Below are 14,972 nucleotides of genomic sequence, written 5' to 3' on the forward strand. Positions count from 1 at the left end.
CGCTGTGGCCTTACCCGGTTAGACCTGCGTCCCGTTAGACCCTTTTAGAGCCCGATCCGTTAGAGCCTCAGTGCGGCAGTGAGCCGTGCGGTGTCGTGCCGGGCCCGGGTCTTCCCAAGGTATAGAGCAGCAGCCAAGGAGGCCGCGGTGCCCAGAACCATCGGAAGGATCCACGGAATCCAGGTCAGGCCCGGCTGATAACCGAATCCGGCGGTAACGAACAGGATCCAGCTCAAAAGCCCTACCGCCGTTGCTACTCCCGCCGGCATCAGAATGCCGTACTTGGCATGCCTGCGGTCATTCGCCCAGATGATGAAGCCTGCAGCTACCGTCACGAAAGAGACGATGACGAGAGAAAGCATGTGGAACTCCTGCCAGATTAAAGTGCGCCGAATCCGACCCTGCGGACTTCTTCCGCTCCGATTTCTACATAGCCCAAAGTGTTGGAGGGAATTATCACCAAACGGCCTTTTTCGTCTTTCAGCCTGAGCTCAGTGCCTTTGGAAATGGCTTCTGCAACAACCTTGGCGACCTCGTCAGCATCCTGAGCCGATTCCAACACAATTTCACGGCCGATGTTCTGAATGCCGATCTTTACTTCCACAGCGAGGCCTCCCAGCCAATCAAAGTTAAAAAATTCCGAAGACAGTTTCTATTTGTAGTCTAGGTCTCTTTAGGGAAGCGACTGATTCCGCGCCAAGCTAAACGGTAAATCAGGTCGCTGGCAACATCGAGGTCCAGGTTGCCGTCTGTTTCGAGCCAATAGCGTGCGCTTACCTGGGCCATTCCAGCGAGTGCCCGGCCGAGCAGCTGTGCTTCCAGCGGCGGAAGTTTTGTGTCCTCGGCGATGACACGGGCCACGGCGTCGGCAAAGGTCTTGTTGAAGGTTTCGAGCCTGGAACTGACATCCGGATCATTGATGAGGTCAGACTCGAAAACCAGCCGGTGAGCCTGGTCATCATTCGCAATAAAGCGGAAGTAGGCGCGCATCACCGCCTGGACACGCTCGTCATTGTCCGTGGTGGAGTTCAGGGCGCCGAGCAACAGTTCGGTCAGCGCGGTGAGGTGGCTGTCCAGCAGGGCGAGATACAGTTCCCGCTTGGAGGGGAAGTGCTGGTAGAGCACTGGCTTGCTGACGCGTGCCGTTTCTGCAATCTCGTCCATGGCAGCCCCGTGGTAACCGTTGGCAACAAAGACCTCCTGGGCTGCGGACAGCAACTGGGCCCTGCGTTCATCACGGGGCAGCCGCGCCGAGCGGGGACCGGAAGTACGCGCCTGCCCGCCAACGGGCTTGCCGTCCTGTACCCGGTCGACCGGTGCATGATGAGCCACTTTTTGGCCTTCTTTCCCTTGCAGTTACCTCTACTTTACGCGGGGGTAACATGACCTGACGGCATCTTCGGCATACATTGAAGTATGGCTTCAATGATCTCCACAACAGCTGCCCCTACGGCCATCGGACCTTTGGTGGAACCGGCGGAAGGGCTGAGTCCCCAAGAGGTGGAGAGATACTCCCGGCATCTCATCATTCCTGAGATCGGGACAATGGGCCAACGGCGGCTCAAAAACGCAAAGGTGCTGGTGATCGGTGCCGGCGGACTTGGCTCGCCTGCCCTGCTGTACCTGGCTGCTGCCGGGGTGGGGACGCTGGGAATTGTTGACGACGACGTTGTGGACCTCAGCAATCTTCAACGCCAGGTCATCCATGGAGTGGCGGACGTCGGCAGGCCGAAGATTGAATCGGCGCGGGATGCCGTCGCTGCCCTGAATCCTCTGGTTGATGTCAGGCTGCATAATGTCCGGCTGGATGCGTCCAACGCCCTCGAACTTTTCGCGGACTACGACCTCATCCTGGATGGTGCCGATAACTTCGCCACTCGTTATCTCGTCAATGACGCTGCCGCAATCCTGGGCAAGCCTTATGTCTGGGGTTCCATTTTCAGGTTTGACGGCCAGGTCAGCGTCTTCTGGGAAAAACACGGCCCTACCTACCGCGATCTCTATCCGGAGGCACCGCCTGCCGGATCTGTTCCCTCCTGCGGGGAGGGGGGAGTGTTCGGCATGCTGTGCGCGGCTGTGGGCTCCCTGATGGTGACGGAGGCAGTCAAACTCATCACCGGCGTCGGACGCTCCCTGCTGGGGCGCGTGGCGCTCTTTGACGCACTGGGTGGAAGCTGGCGTGAGATCAAGGTTTCCAAGGATCCCGCGGCCGACCCCATCACCGGATTGACCGACTATGAGGCCTTCTGCGGCATCCTCCCGGCGTCTTCCACAGCTAACGAGAACACCATCACCCCGAAGCAGCTGGCTACCATGCTCGCCGCGCGTAAGGCTGGCCTCAAGGAGTTCGAGCTCGTGGATGTCCGGGAGTCCGGGGAGCACGAGATCGTCAGCATCGATGGGTCAGTGCTCATCCCGCAGGGCAGGATCCTCGCTGGTGAAGCTTGGTCAGAACTGCCCCAGGACCGGGAGATTGTGTTCCACTGCAAGGCCGGAACCCGTTCAGCCGCGGTTCTGGCCGCAGCAAAAAAGGCGGGGTACGAACGGGTCAGTCATCTCGACGGCGGCATTCTCGCCTGGGTGAAGGACATAGAGCCGGGAAAGCCCGTCTACTAGGCGGATTCGCGCCGATCGTCGATGGAGATCTGCGTGTGATCAACCGGGCATTCTGCCTCGGTGTCTGAGGCAGGCGGCGCAGAGGCCTGGAGAGGTGCCGGTGCAGCTGCCTGCTCCACGCTGATGCCGTAGAGGGCTTCAAGGGCTGCCACGTACTCGTCCTGTTGGCCGGTGGCGGCGAGTTCGCGGGCCCGGACCGTGGGAACGTGGAGCAACTGCTTGACCATGCGGCGGAGGGCGAACTCCACCTCTTCGGCGGCTGCCGTACAGCCGTGGCGCGCGCGAACCTTTTCCATCTCGGCGTCCAGGACGTTCATGGTGTGGCGGCGCAGGGCAACAATGGCTGAATCGACCGAGCGGGCCTCACGTTCCTGCTCAAATGCCTTGGCTGCTGCGGTGACGATGCTGCTGGCCTGGGACAGGGATTCGGCCTGCTCCTGCGGGGCCGCGAGCCGTACGGATTCAAGGGTGAGAAGTTCCACGCCGTCAAGCTCTCCCACCGCCGGATCAAAATCATGGGTCAGGGCGAGGTCGATCGCAATCAGCGGCTGTGGAGAGCCGGCACGGACACGGGCCAGCTCCCCGGCTTCCACCCGGGTGTCCGACCCGCTGCAGCCGATCATGACGTCAGCAGCGGCCACGGCCACAGGAAGGGATTCTTCGTCCAACGCCACACCGCCGCGAGTTGCGACAAAACCTGCGGCACGGCCTGAGGAAGAGAATACAGAAACGTCTGTGCAGCCGCGCTCACGCAAAAGGGACATCGTGGCTCCGGCGTAGGCGCCGGTACCGAAGATGACGGCCTTCTTGGTTGCCCAATCCGCGTTCTCGGAAAGATCCGCGGCCAGGTCGAGAGCAACGGACACGATGGAAAGCCCCCGGGATCCGAGTGCGGTCTGGGCGCCGACGTCCTTGGCCGTTCTTGAGGCTGCCTGGAACAAGCGGACCAGCCCCGAGCTCGCGGTTCCCTCATGCTGCGCCTGGATCAGGGCACGGCGGACCTGGCCTGCGATTTCGCGTTCACCGACGACGGCGGAATCCAGCCCGGAGCTGACGGCAAAGAGGTGCTTGGTCACTTCAGTCCCGGTGCGTGTGCTGAATGACCTGGACACGAGCTGCTCACTGAGTCCGCTGCTTCCGCTGATCTGTGCCACCAGGGCAGCGCGGGCCGCTTCAACATCATCCGCATGAACGGCTTCGCCATAAATCTCGAAGCGGTTGCAGGTGGCAAGGACAATCGCACCCGTGACTTCCGGCGATCCGGAGAGTGCGGATGTAGCGATCTCTGAAGCGCCGGTGCTCAACTGAGCAACGGTTTCAAGGTCGATGTCGGCGTGTGTAGCCACCAATGAAAAAAGAACCACAGCAGCACAATCATAGCTTTTTCGTGTCCGTGTAGAACAACTCAATGAAGTGGAGTGCAGCACCGCCCCTTGTGATCCCTGCCACCATGCAATGCCTATACCAACAGATGACAAGCTGTCGTTATCTTTTGGGCTGGAATTTGGGCACAATCGAAGGCATGATCTCTAGCGCTGCAACTTCAGACGGCACGGCATCCAACGGTACGGTGAGCCACACCCACCCGGGCAGTCTCGACTCAGGCCACCCCTTGATGGATGGGCGTACGGCGGACTCGCCCCTGATTACTGCCTACCGCGGCGGGAAGCCGTCCCGTCGCCCTGTCTGGTTTATGCGCCAGGCCGGCCGCTCGCTGCCGGAATACCTGAAGGTCCGCGAGGGCGTCGCGATGCTCGAGTCCTGCCTGCGGCCCGAGCTTGCCTCTGAAATCACCCTGCAGCCGGTGCGGCGCCATGACGTGGATGCCGCCATTTTCTTTTCGGACATCGTCATTCCCCTCAAGCTTGCCGGGGTCGGCGTCGATATTGTCCCGGGGGTTGGCCCCGTCCTGGACAAGCCGGTCCGGACGGCGGCGGATGTAGCGGCGCTGCCGAAGCTGACGTGGGAAGCGCTGGAGCCGATCAGGGAAGCTGTACGTCTCACGGTGGCCCAGTTGGGCAAAACACCCCTGATCGGATTCGCGGGTGCGCCCTTCACGCTGGCTGCCTACATGGTGGAGGGCAAGCCGTCCCGGGATCACCTGGGTCCCCGCACCATGATGCACGCTGACCCGGAAACGTGGCAGGCTCTGGCCAACTGGGCAGCTGACGCCTCAGGCCTTTTCCTGCGGGCGCAGTTGGAAGCCGGGGCGTCTGCCGGCCAGCTCTTCGATTCCTGGGCCGGTTCCCTTGGCCTTGCTGACTACCAGCGTTTTGTTGCCCCGGCTTCGGCCCGCGCCCTGGACCACGTGCGGCATCTTGGCGCACCCCTCATCCACTTCGGCACCGGAACCTCCGAACTCCTGGTGGCCATGCGCGACGTCGGCGTCGACGTCGTCGGGGTGGACTACCGCCTGCCGCTGGATGAGGCCAACCGCCGCCTGGGCGGAACAGTACCTTTGCAGGGCAACATCGACCCCGCGCTGCTCTCGGCTCCCTGGCAGGTGCTCGAAGCCCACGTCCGCGAAGTCATCGCTGCCGGTTCGGCCGCACCAGGCCACGTGCTGAATCTCGGCCATGGCGTACCGCCGGAAACCGATCCCACCGTCCTGACCCGCGTCGTCGAACTTATTCATTCGATTTCCCCCGAGTAAGGCCATGGCAGCAGCTCAGGAAAGCCGTTCCAACCGAACTGCAGCGGTGGTGGGCGGCGGAATGTCCGGCCTCCTTGCCGCACGCGAACTCGCCAAGGCTGGCTTCGAAGTGACAGTGCTGGAAGCCGGTGATTCATGGGGTGGTTGTGTCGGCAGGCACGTTGTTGCAGGCCTGGAACTGGACAGCGGAGCGGAATCGTTCGCTACCCGCTCCTCGGCGGTGGCGGACCTGGCCGCAGAATTGGGCCTGGCGGGAAACATCGTGTCCCCTGATCCGTCCGGGGCCTGGGTGCAGTTGCCTGATGGTCCCCGAGAACTCCCCAAAACGGGAATTCTTGGTATTCCGGCGTCCCCATGGGACCCGGAGGTCCGCAGGTCCCTTGGCTTGCTGGGCGCCCTCCGCGCATCCATGGACGCGTGGCTGCCAGCGTGGTTGGGAACCTCGAAGGACGTCGCCAGCGTCTCCTCCTTGGTACGGGCCAGGATGGGGCGCAGGGTTTTGGAACGGCTTGTGGAGCCTGTAGTGGGAGGGGTTCACTCCGCCAATCCGGGCTTGCTCGACGTCGATGTGGTGGCCCCCGGGCTTCGGGAAGGTGTCCGCAAGCACGGTTCACTGGCGGCTGCTGTGGCCGCCCAGCGCAATGCAGGCGCTACACGGGAGCGGGTGAAAGCCGGGTCTGCCGTAGCGGGACTCCGCGACGGAATGAATACCCTGGTCACGGCTCTTGTCCAGGATCTTGAGTCCAGGGGCGTGCACCTGGAAGCCGGTGTCCGAGCTGAGGCCGTGACACGCACTTCGGCGGGATGGCGGGTTTCCGGGCCTGGCCGCGCCCTTGATTGCGAAGTGCTTGTGGTTGCCCTTGACGGTCCCTCGGCGGTGTCACTCCTGGCTGCGGAGCTTCCTGCTTTGGCAAGCCACAGACCTGCGGAAGGCCCTGACATCCGGCTGGTGACCGTGGTGCTGGATTTTCCCGAGCTGGATAGAAAACCCAGGGGCACCGGCGTCCTGGTGGCACCCCAGACGCCGGGAATTCAGGCCAAGGCGCTCACCCATGCGACCGCAAAGTGGGAGTGGCTGGCAGCCAAGGCGGGTCCCGGAACCCATGTCCTCAGGTTGTCCTATGGTCGCAGCGGGGATGCCGCTGACGATGCTTCTGACGGCAGGAGGGATGCCGCCGCAGCCGATCAGCAACTCTTGAGGGCAGCCCTTGATGATGCTTCCGCCCTGCTGGGTGTAAGCATCACCGAAAAGGACGTGTTGGACTGGGACGTCGTGCGGTGGCCAGGCTCGCTGCCGTTCGCGTCGGTGGGCCACAAGCACCGCGTGGACGTTATCAGGTCCATCTGTGCCGCAACCGGGAACCTCGCGATGGTGGGCGGCTGGCTCTCGGGCAATGGACTTGCCGCGGTCGTAGCAGACACTCCGAAGCAGGTCCGGGCACTCGTGTCCCGACGCTAAGGCAATCCTCCAGCGGAGGGTCGGATTCCGCCGTCGTCCACAATCATTGGATCACTGCAAATTCCCATAGTCCGCCTTCAGTCGTTAGGGTCGTTAACTATGGTTATTCAGAGGTCCATCATTTTCAGGACGCTGACTGGTTTCCATGGGGGTCTTCGACGCGGTACGGCAGCAGCCTTGCTCGGAGCGGTTCTGGTTTTCGTCGCAGGCACCCCTGCCTCCAACGCGGTCGTCGCGGTCCCGACGACCCAGTCCTCGGCAATATCTTCTGCTCCCATGGAGTCGCCCACGGTGACAACTGATTCCTCAGACACCCGGCTTCCGTCCGACGCCAAGGGTACTCCCGCGCCGCCATCTTCGCAGGAGCCGAAGGGTGGAAAACCCCGTACAGTACCGGCTGAATCTCCCACGGCACAACCTGCCCCGCCGGCCGCTGAGCCTGTCCACCCTGACCAGGACGGCGCTGCCTCTGTTTCTGGCGTAACTGAGGAGGCTTTGTCCTCCCCGTCGCCTGCAGCTACTGGTTCCGTCTACGGCCAGGCCACTCAGAATCCTTCGTACGGAGAGGTCCAGGCCCAAGGCAGCACCACCGAAAAGCAGCCCATGGAGCAGGTGGCAAACGTTGATCAGGCCGAGGCTTCCCGGCTGCTTTTGTGGGGCATTGGACTGGTTCTTTTATCCGGTATTGCGGCAGTTATTTTTCTCAGGTTACGCAGGGTATGAACCACAAAATGCGGCTTGTTTGTGATTTGCACCACTTCTACGTGCTGTAGAAGTCATCTGTTTCGACTTACCCGCCAGCAGGGGGCAGACTTGTACCCATGAGCCACACTTCTGCCGAATCTGTCACCAAAACCGAAGAATCAACAGAGCAGTTTTTCACTCTCTGGACGGTATTCAAGCGCTCTGCGGACGTCCTGCGCAGCGGTGATGCTGCTACTGACTTCGAGGCTCTTGTTACGCGACTTGGCGACGACGGTGTGACGCTGCGCGGCAGCTACGATGTGTCAGCAATGCGCGCGGAAGCTGACGTAATGGTGTGGCTCCATGGATCAAGTCCCGAAGCACTTCAGCAGGGCGTGCGGTCCATCCGCCGCAGCAAGCTCTTCGCCGGCACCGAGATCGCCTGGTCGGCCATGGGCGTGCACCGTGAAGCCGAGTTCGCCAAGAACCACACCCCTGCTTTCTCCCGTGGTGTGGAGCCGGCCGAGTGGCTCTGCGTATACCCGTTCGTCCGCTCCTACGAGTGGTACCTGCTGCCCGAGGCCGAGCGCGGCAAGATGCTGCGCGACCACGGAATGCTGGGGCGTGAATTCCCCCAGGTCATCTCAAACACCGTCTCCTCCTTCGCCCTTGGCGACTGGGAATGGATTCTCGGCCTCGAAGCTCCGGAGCTCGTTGACCTCGTGGACCTGATGCGCCACTTGCGCGCTACCGAAGCACGGAACCACGTCCGCGAGGAAATCCCCTTCTACACCGGGCGGCGGATTTCCCCTGCAGAGATTGCCGAGGTCCTTTCGTGAACCAACTCGATCCCCAGGATGAGCTGACAGCAGTGAACGTGGTCACGGAAGCGGGCCGCATGGAGCCGAAAGAGTACGACGGCCTCCTGCTCGCTTCGTTCGGTGGTCCGGAAGGGCAAGACGACGTCATCCCGTTCCTCCGAAATGTCACGCGCGGCCGCGGAATTCCGGACGAGCGGCTCGAGGAAGTCTCACACCATTACCGGGCCAACGGCGGGATCAGCCCGATCAACCAGCAAAACCGTGAGCTGAAAGCAGCGCTGGAGGCGGAACTGGCAGCCCGTGGCATCAGCCTTCCGGTGATCTGGGGAAACCGCAACTGGGATCCGTACATTCCGCAGACTCTCCAGGATGCGTATGACGCCGGCCACCGCCGGCTGCTGATGATCACCACGAGCGCTTATTCGTCTTACTCGAGTTGCCGCCAGTACCGCGAGGACATCGGCATGGCCCTGACGGAAACCGGCCTGGATGGCAAGCTCGAGGTGGACAAGGTCCGCCAGTATTTCGACCACCCCGGGTTTGTCGAGCCTTTTATCGAAGGAACAGCCGCCGGGCTCGCAGATGTCCGGGCACGGCTGGCCGCTGCGGGAACCCCCGATGCTCCCGTCCATATCCTGTTCGCCACACACTCCATCCCCACCCGCGACGCGGAGGCAGCGGGCCGCTCGGCGGACGAGCCCCGTCACTTTGCGGAAGATTCCGCCTATGTGGCACAGCATCTGGCAACGGGTGCGGAAGTGATGCGCCGGGTGGAATCACAGAGCGGACAAACGGCACCCTGGTCGCTTGTCTATCAGTCCCGCTCGGGAGCTCCCCATGTGCCCTGGCTGGAGCCGGACATCAACGACGCCATCGAAGAACTCGCCGAAACGGGTATCAAAGGCATTGTGATTGTTCCCCTCGGCTTCGTCAGTGACCACATGGAAGTGGTCTGGGACCTCGACACCGAAGCCATGGAGACATGCTTCAATCTCGGACTAACGGCCACGCGCGTTCCGACGCCCGGTACCCACCGGAAGTTCGTCAAAGGCCTCGTGGACCTGATTTGTGAGCGGACTGCAAGCAACAACATCAAGGATCGCCCCGCGCTGACGCAGCTGGGCCCCTGGTATGACGTGTGCCGTCCCGGCTGCTGCGCCAACTTCCGCGGCGAGAAGCCAACCATCGCCGGAGCCGACACCACAGTAGGTAAAGGGCACGATCCTTACCCTTCCGAGCGGGTGGCGCCATGACGGTACGGATCGGTACAAGGGCCAGCAAACTGGCCCTCACCCAGACGCAGCAGACAGCAGACCAGCTCGCCGCCGTCGGGGGATTTACCGTTGAGCTCGTGCACATCAAGACCGAGGGCGACGTCCTGACAGGCTCGCTCTCGCAGATGGGAGGAACCGGTGTCTTCGTAGCCGCCTTGCGTGATGCCCTCCTCCGTGAGGCCTGCGACGTAGCTGTGCACTCCCTCAAGGACCTGCCCACAGGAGGAACACCCGGCCTGGCTCTTGCTGCCACTCCCAAGCGCGTTGACGTCCGTGATGTCCTGTGCGCCCGGGATGGCCTCAAATTGGCAGATCTGCCCAAGGGGGCCAGCGTCGGAACAGGCTCCCCTCGTCGCGCCGCCCAACTTCGGGCCGCCCGGCCTGATCTTGAAATCGTCGACATCCGCGGCAACGTGGACACGCGTTTGGGGCGTGTCCCGGGTTTGCCGGGCAACACAACTGACGCCGTCGTCAGCGGGAAGTCCTGCGATCTCGACGCCGTCGTCCTCGCCGCTGCGGGTCTGGAAAGAATCGGCCGGCTGGACGCGGTCAGTGAATACCTCGAAACGGATATTATGCTTCCGGCCGCGGGGCAGGGAGCGCTGGCCATTGAATGCCGTATCGCCGATGCCCCGCCAAGGCCAGGGTCCAACGAAGGATCACGGGGCGTCCTCGCCCAGTCACTCGCGGCACTGGACGACGCCGATACCCGCCTTGCGGTGACGGCAGAACGGGCCCTGCTGGCCCGGCTGGAAGCGGGCTGTGCCGCGCCGGTTGGGGCCTACGCCTACCGAAAAGGGAGCATGCTGTACCTCGAGGCTGTGGTCTGCGCGGTGGACGGCACCGCTGCGGTACGGGATCAACGCGCAACCGACGGACTGACCGAGGTAGGAGCGACGCTGCTGGGCATAGAACTCGCCGAGATCCTCCTTGGCCAGGGCGCAGCCGACATTGCCGATCTGGCTGCTTCCTGAGCCGGACAGCATCCAGCAGAATGGGACGGCACAGCGCGGAGTCCACACCAGGCAGTGTGCTTGGCTCACGTTCGGGTGAAAGGCCGCTCGAAGGAGCACGGATCCTGATTGCCCGCAGCGCTGACCGTGCGGGGCCCCTGGCCGCCGCACTGCGGGATCTGGGCGCAGAGCCCCTCGTACTGCCCCTGATCGACTTCGAACTCGCCAGCGACCAGCACTCCCTTGACGTTGTTTTCGACGCGTTGGGCGCGGGAGCTTACCAATGGCTTGTTATCACGAGCACGACGACGCTGCTGGCCTTGGAAATTAAGGCGGCGGAGCGGGGAACTGACCTCCGGCATTGGGTTCCCGGCTCTGTGCGGGTTGCCGCTGTCGGTACCCGGTCCCGTGACGCCCTGCTCGCCAAAGGGCTCCACGTGGATCTCCTGCCCGCGGAGGATCAGCAGTCCGCGTCTGGGCTTTTGGACATCTGGCCTCCCGATCAAGGCATGGTGTTCCTGCCCCAGGCTGACCTTGCCGATCCCGCACTTGCCCGGGGGATGCAGTCGCGGGGAGCCAGGGTGCAGGCCGTAACGTCTTACCGGACGGTGGACTACCCTGCAGATCCCGGCCGTTCCCTGGCCGCACGGATTGGCACCGGCACAGGGGAATCCGGACTGCCTTCCCCCGCCGCACTGACGCCGGCGACGGCGAAAGCCCAGTTGGCCGAGGGCAGGCTACACGCCGTAGTGGCTGCTTCCCCCAGCGCCGTCGTGCGCATCCACTCAGCTTTGCGGCCCTTGGGCGATTGCCGCTTGGTAGCAATTGGACCTTCCACGGCCGCTCAGGCGGAGTCCGTAGGACTGCCCGTGGCGGCCACGGCGAATGCGCCCACCACCGAGGGTCTGGTTCAAGCCATCACCGACGCCCTCTCCACCGACACGTGAAGGACCACAGCATGAGCTTCCCGAATCAACGACCACGCCGGCTGCGCACCACCCCGGCCATGCGAAGGATGACGGCCGAACACCGCCTCGCACCGGCGGAGCTGATCCTTCCAGCCTTCATCAGGGAAGGGCTGTCCGAGCCCAACCCCATCGCGTCCATGCCAGGAGTGGTGCAACACACTACCGGTTCCCTCAAGCGGGCGGCCGCCGAAGCAGCAGAGCTGGGATTGGGGGGCATCATGCTGTTCGGCATCCCGTCCGAACGGGATGCAGAGGGAAGTGCGTCCCTGGATCCGAATGGAGTCCTTAACAAGGCGATCCGGGATGTCAGGTCTGAAATCGGCGATGAGCTGGTGGTCATGAGCGACGTCTGCCTCGATGAATTTACCGACCACGGACATTGCGGTGTCCTGGACGCTTCGGGCTATGTCGATAATGACGCGACACTGGAAATCTACGCGAAGATGGCGGTGGCCCAGGCTGACGCCGGCGCCCACATGCTCGGGCCCTCGGGAATGATGGACGGGCAGATTGCAGCCATCCGGCAGGCGCTCGAAACGGCCGGACACACCAACACTGCGGTGGTTGCCTATGCGGCCAAATATGCCTCCGCCTTTTACGGGCCGTTCCGTGAGGCCGTGGACTCACAGCTCAAGGGCGACCGCCGCACCTACCAGATGGACGCTGCCAACCGGCGGGAAGCCATCCGGGAAGTGGAGCTGGACCTGGCTGAAGGTGCCGACGTCGTGATGGTGAAGCCCGCCATGAGCTACCTGGACATCCTTGCCGACGTCGCTGGGATGAGCCCGGTTCCCGTTGCCGCGTATCAGATCTCGGGCGAGTACTCGATGATTGAAGCGGCAGCGGCCAACGGCTGGATCGACCGGCAGGCGGCCATCACCGAGTCAGTACTGGGAATCAAGCGCGCCGGAGCCAACATGGTTTTGACCTACTGGGCAGCTGAGCTCGCAGGCTGGCTGAAGGAGTCCCGATGACCATCGATAAAGCTGATCCGACTGCCCCTGTTGGGCCGGAGCGGATTCTTCTGGGCCTGAACACTTTCGGTGATGTCGGAGTGTACCCCGATGGTCACCCGGTTCCGCACGCCCAGGTGCTGCGGCAGGTGCTGGAACAAGCGGAACTGGCGGACGCCGTCGGACTTCATGCCTTTGGAGTGGGAGAGCACCACCGCAAGGATTATGCGGTCTCGGCCCCCGAGGTCTTCCTTGCGGCCGCTGCTGCCCGAACGAAGGAGATCAGGCTGGGGTCGGCCGTGACCGTCCTCAGTTCTGATGACCCGATCCGGGTCTTCCAGCGTTTCTCGACAGTAGACGCCATCTCCAACGGGCGGGCTGAAGTGATGTTGGGTCGGGGTTCTTTCATCGAATCCTTTCCGCTCTTCGGACTGGATCTCGCCGACTACGACCTCCTCTTTGAAGAAAAAGTTGAGCTCTTCGACAAGGTCCGTTCGCAGGAACCCGTTCATTGGGAGGGGCGGACCAGGCCTCCGGTTAAGGGCCTCAGGGTCTACCCGCCGCTTGAGCATCATCTCCTCCCAACCTGGATCGGGGTTGGGGGAACACCCGAGTCCGTCCTTCGCTGCGCAGAATACGGCTATCCAATCATCTTCGCCATCATTGGCGGTGAACCCCGCTCATTCGCGCCGCTGGTTGGCCTGTACCGGGAGGCGATGGCCAAGTACGGGCATCAAATGCGACAAATCGCCACGCATTCGCCGGGCCACATCGCCGGCACCGATGAGGAAGCGCGGGACGAGTACTTCCCGCACTGGCTGGATCTCCGCAACCGCATCGGCTCAGAGCGTGGCTGGGGGCCGGGCAGCAGGCGGGAGTTTGACGCCATGTGTACACCCGAAGGTGCCTTGTACGTCGGCTCGCCCGAGACTGTGGCGCAGAAGATCGCCCTGCTGAAAAGGAACCTGGGGGTGGACCGCTTCGACCTTAAATACAGCAGCGGTTCTTTGCCGCACCCCGCCATGATGCGCTCGATTGAACTGTTCGGCACGGTTGTGGCTCCCCGAGTGGCCCAGCTGCTCTCGAAAGCTGCCGCGGCAGCCTCCCTGGCTCCGCAGCAGACGAACCAGTGACTCCGAACCCGCTGCCCCGAACTGAAAGAATAGGACCATGATTTCCAGCACCCCTCGCAACGAGGCACTCTTTGACCGCGCACGGCAGCTCATGCCGGGCGGCGTGAATTCTCCCGTCCGCGCCTTCGGATCGGTGGGCGGCACACCCCGCTTTATGGTCTCGGCACAGGGGCCCTACCTGACCGACGCAGACGGCAACGAGTATGTGGATCTGGTTTGCTCCTGGGGACCGGCACTCCTGGGTCACGCCCACCCTGCCGTTCTCGAGGCCGTCCACGCCGCAGTGGACCGGGGATTGTCCTTCGGCGCCTCAACGCCGGATGAAGCCAACCTTGCAGCGATCGTCAAGGAACGTGTGTCCGCAGTGGAGCGGGTGAGGATGGTATCCACCGGCACCGAGGCCACAATGACCGCCATCCGGCTGGCCCGCGGATTTACAGGCCGCAACCTGGTGATCAAGTTTGCGGGCTGCTACCACGGGCACCTTGATGGACTGCTGGCTGCGGCCGGTTCGGGCCTGGCGACCCTCGCCCTGCCTGGATCAGCAGGCGTGACGGCCGCAACTGCAGCCGAAACGCTGGTCCTGCCGTACAACGATCTTGGAGCCGTCGAGGCTGCCTTTGCCAAGCACGGTCCGAACATCGCGGCCGTGATCACTGAGGCGGCGCCGGCCAATATGGGCGTGGTGACTCCCGGACCCGGATTCAACGAGGGTCTTTCCCGGATCACCACCCAACACGGGGCGCTGCTGATCCTCGATGAGGTCCTCACAGGCTTCCGCACCGGGTATTCGGGGTACTGGGGCCTCACCGGCGGAGCAGCGGGAGCGGTTGAGCCCTGGAGCCCGGACCTGCTGACCTTTGGAAAAGTAATCGGCGGAGGAATGCCGACGGCGGCGCTTGGCGGACGTGCTGACGTCATGGATTATCTGGCTCCTACTGGCCCCGTCTACCAGGCCGGTACCCTGTCCGGTAATCCCGTCGCCATGGCTGCCGGAGTTGCCACTCTGACCCTTGCGACGGCGGAGGTGTACTCCTATGTGGATGCGCGCTCGCTGGAGCTTTCTGCAGCCCTGACCTCGGCCTTGGACGCGGCCGGGGTGGACCATTCCATTCAACGGGCCGGCAATCTCTTCTCGCTGGCCTTTGGAACGTCAGCGAATGGAGTCACCAACTACGAGGAGGCGCAGGCGCAGGAAACCTTCCGCTACGCACCCTTCTTCCACTCGATGCTGGCTTCGGGGGTCTATCTGCCGCCGTCGGTCTTTGAGGCCTGGTTCCTTTCAGCTGCCCATGACGACACTGCGATGAACAGGATTTTCGACGCGCTTCCGGCAGCTGCCCAGGCTGCCGCAGCAGCGAAGGCTCCTGTCAGCCTCAACGTCTAGCTTCCGTCCGAAGCAGAGCTTCTTAAAAATCTTTGGCACCCGCTGTAGCGGGTGCCAAAGTGATTTTAGGG

At 63.0% G+C, this 14,972-nt stretch carries 15 protein-coding genes; 11 read left to right on the forward strand and 4 right to left on the reverse strand.

What is annotated here, in order from left to right; translation table 11 throughout:
• Window positions 1-59 precede the first annotated feature (59 nt).
• The 3 genes from M1E05_RS07420 to M1E05_RS07430 are packed head-to-tail and all read right to left on the reverse strand — an operon-like array spanning window position 60 to window position 1,332.
• Window positions 60-362, reverse strand: a complete 303-nt coding sequence (locus M1E05_RS07420; protein ID WP_461164882.1) for a hypothetical protein — start codon at window positions 360-362, stop codon at window positions 60-62.
• 17 nt (window positions 363-379) lie between these two features.
• Window positions 380-604 (reverse strand): DUF3107 domain-containing protein, encoded by a 225-nt coding sequence (locus tag M1E05_RS07425; RefSeq protein WP_458111472.1) that lies wholly within the window; start codon window positions 602-604, stop codon window positions 380-382.
• Window positions 605-663: 59 nt separating this feature from the next.
• Window positions 664-1,332 (reverse strand): TetR/AcrR family transcriptional regulator, encoded by a 669-nt coding sequence (locus tag M1E05_RS07430; protein ID WP_458111471.1) that lies wholly within the window; start codon window positions 1,330-1,332, stop codon window positions 664-666.
• 93 nt (window positions 1,333-1,425) lie between these two features.
• Here M1E05_RS07430 and moeB point away from each other — a divergent pair, with 93 nt between their 5' ends.
• Window positions 1,426-2,616 (forward strand): molybdopterin-synthase adenylyltransferase MoeB, encoded by a 1,191-nt coding sequence (moeB, locus tag M1E05_RS07435; protein WP_461164883.1) that lies wholly within the window; start codon window positions 1,426-1,428, stop codon window positions 2,614-2,616.
• On the opposite strand, the gene M1E05_RS07440 is transcribed toward moeB, so the two are convergent.
• Window positions 2,613-3,980: a glutamyl-tRNA reductase gene (locus M1E05_RS07440; protein ID WP_461164884.1), complete on the reverse strand. Its 1,368-nt coding sequence runs from the start codon at window positions 3,978-3,980 to the stop codon at window positions 2,613-2,615. The two genes, moeB and M1E05_RS07440, sit on opposite strands and share 4 nt — an antisense overlap.
• Window positions 3,981-4,138: 158 nt before the next feature.
• On the opposite strand from M1E05_RS07440, the gene hemE reads away from it, so the two are divergent.
• The 10 genes from hemE (at window position 4,139) to hemL (ending at window position 14,901) form a co-directional block, all read left to right on the forward strand.
• On the forward strand, window positions 4,139-5,269 hold the full coding sequence (hemE, locus tag M1E05_RS07445; RefSeq protein ID WP_458111468.1) for a uroporphyrinogen decarboxylase: 1,131 nt from the start codon (window positions 4,139-4,141) through the stop codon (window positions 5,267-5,269).
• A gap of 4 nt (window positions 5,270-5,273) precedes the next feature.
• Window positions 5,274-6,728, forward strand: coding sequence for a protoporphyrinogen oxidase (hemG, locus tag M1E05_RS07450; RefSeq protein WP_461164885.1), 1,455 nt, complete (start codon window positions 5,274-5,276; stop codon window positions 6,726-6,728).
• A 99-nt stretch (window positions 6,729-6,827) separates the two neighbouring features.
• Window positions 6,828-7,451 (forward strand): hypothetical protein, encoded by a 624-nt coding sequence (locus M1E05_RS07455; protein ID WP_461164886.1) that lies wholly within the window; start codon window positions 6,828-6,830, stop codon window positions 7,449-7,451.
• A gap of 98 nt (window positions 7,452-7,549) precedes the next feature.
• Complete coding sequence (gene hemQ, locus M1E05_RS07460; RefSeq protein ID WP_458111465.1) at window positions 7,550-8,251, forward strand: hydrogen peroxide-dependent heme synthase; 702 nt, start codon at window positions 7,550-7,552, stop codon at window positions 8,249-8,251.
• Window positions 8,248-9,486, forward strand: coding sequence for a ferrochelatase (locus M1E05_RS07465; RefSeq protein WP_458111464.1), 1,239 nt, complete (start codon window positions 8,248-8,250; stop codon window positions 9,484-9,486). The genes hemQ and M1E05_RS07465 overlap by 4 nt, the downstream gene beginning before the upstream one ends.
• Window positions 9,483-10,481: a hydroxymethylbilane synthase gene (gene hemC / locus M1E05_RS07470; protein WP_458111463.1), complete on the forward strand. Its 999-nt coding sequence runs from the start codon at window positions 9,483-9,485 to the stop codon at window positions 10,479-10,481. The genes M1E05_RS07465 and hemC overlap by 4 nt, the downstream gene beginning before the upstream one ends.
• 20 nt (window positions 10,482-10,501) lie before the next feature.
• Window positions 10,502-11,407, forward strand: a complete 906-nt coding sequence (locus M1E05_RS07475) for a uroporphyrinogen-III synthase (protein ID WP_461164887.1) — start codon at window positions 10,502-10,504, stop codon at window positions 11,405-11,407.
• A gap of 11 nt (window positions 11,408-11,418) precedes the next feature.
• Window positions 11,419-12,402, forward strand: coding sequence for a porphobilinogen synthase (gene hemB, locus M1E05_RS07480; RefSeq protein ID WP_461164888.1), 984 nt, complete (start codon window positions 11,419-11,421; stop codon window positions 12,400-12,402).
• On the forward strand, window positions 12,399-13,514 hold the full coding sequence (locus M1E05_RS07485) for an LLM class flavin-dependent oxidoreductase (protein ID WP_461164889.1): 1,116 nt from the start codon (window positions 12,399-12,401) through the stop codon (window positions 13,512-13,514). The genes hemB and M1E05_RS07485 overlap by 4 nt, the downstream gene beginning before the upstream one ends.
• Before the next feature lie 37 nt (window positions 13,515-13,551).
• Complete coding sequence (gene hemL, locus M1E05_RS07490; RefSeq protein ID WP_461164890.1) at window positions 13,552-14,901, forward strand: glutamate-1-semialdehyde 2,1-aminomutase; 1,350 nt, start codon at window positions 13,552-13,554, stop codon at window positions 14,899-14,901.
• The last annotated feature ends 71 nt before the right edge of the window (window positions 14,902-14,972 follow it).

This window comes from Arthrobacter sp. R4-81 (assembly GCF_054792365.1).

Bases quoted from the DNA above. Each gene is read 5' to 3' on its own strand.
- hemC (WP_458111463.1), top strand. From the start codon at position 9,483: ATGACGGTACGGATCGGTACAAGGGCCAGCAAACTGGCCCTCACCCAG.
- hemL (WP_461164890.1), top strand. From the start codon at position 13,552: ATGATTTCCAGCACCCCTCGCAACGAGGCACTCTTTGACCGCGCACGG.
- hemQ (WP_458111465.1), top strand. From the start codon at position 7,550: ATGAGCCACACTTCTGCCGAATCTGTCACCAAAACCGAAGAATCAACA.
- hemB (WP_461164888.1), top strand. From the start codon at position 11,419: ATGAGCTTCCCGAATCAACGACCACGCCGGCTGCGCACCACCCCGGCC.
- hemG (WP_461164885.1), top strand. From the start codon at position 5,274: ATGGCAGCAGCTCAGGAAAGCCGTTCCAACCGAACTGCAGCGGTGGTG.
- moeB (WP_461164883.1), top strand. From the start codon at position 1,426: ATGATCTCCACAACAGCTGCCCCTACGGCCATCGGACCTTTGGTGGAA.
- hemE (WP_458111468.1), top strand. From the start codon at position 4,139: ATGATCTCTAGCGCTGCAACTTCAGACGGCACGGCATCCAACGGTACG.
- M1E05_RS07475 (WP_461164887.1), top strand. From the start codon at position 10,502: ATGGGACGGCACAGCGCGGAGTCCACACCAGGCAGTGTGCTTGGCTCA.
- M1E05_RS07455 (WP_461164886.1), top strand. From the start codon at position 6,828: ATGGTTATTCAGAGGTCCATCATTTTCAGGACGCTGACTGGTTTCCAT.
- M1E05_RS07420 (WP_461164882.1), bottom strand. From the start codon at position 362: ATGCTTTCTCTCGTCATCGTCTCTTTCGTGACGGTAGCTGCAGGCTTC.
- M1E05_RS07485 (WP_461164889.1), top strand. From the start codon at position 12,399: ATGACCATCGATAAAGCTGATCCGACTGCCCCTGTTGGGCCGGAGCGG.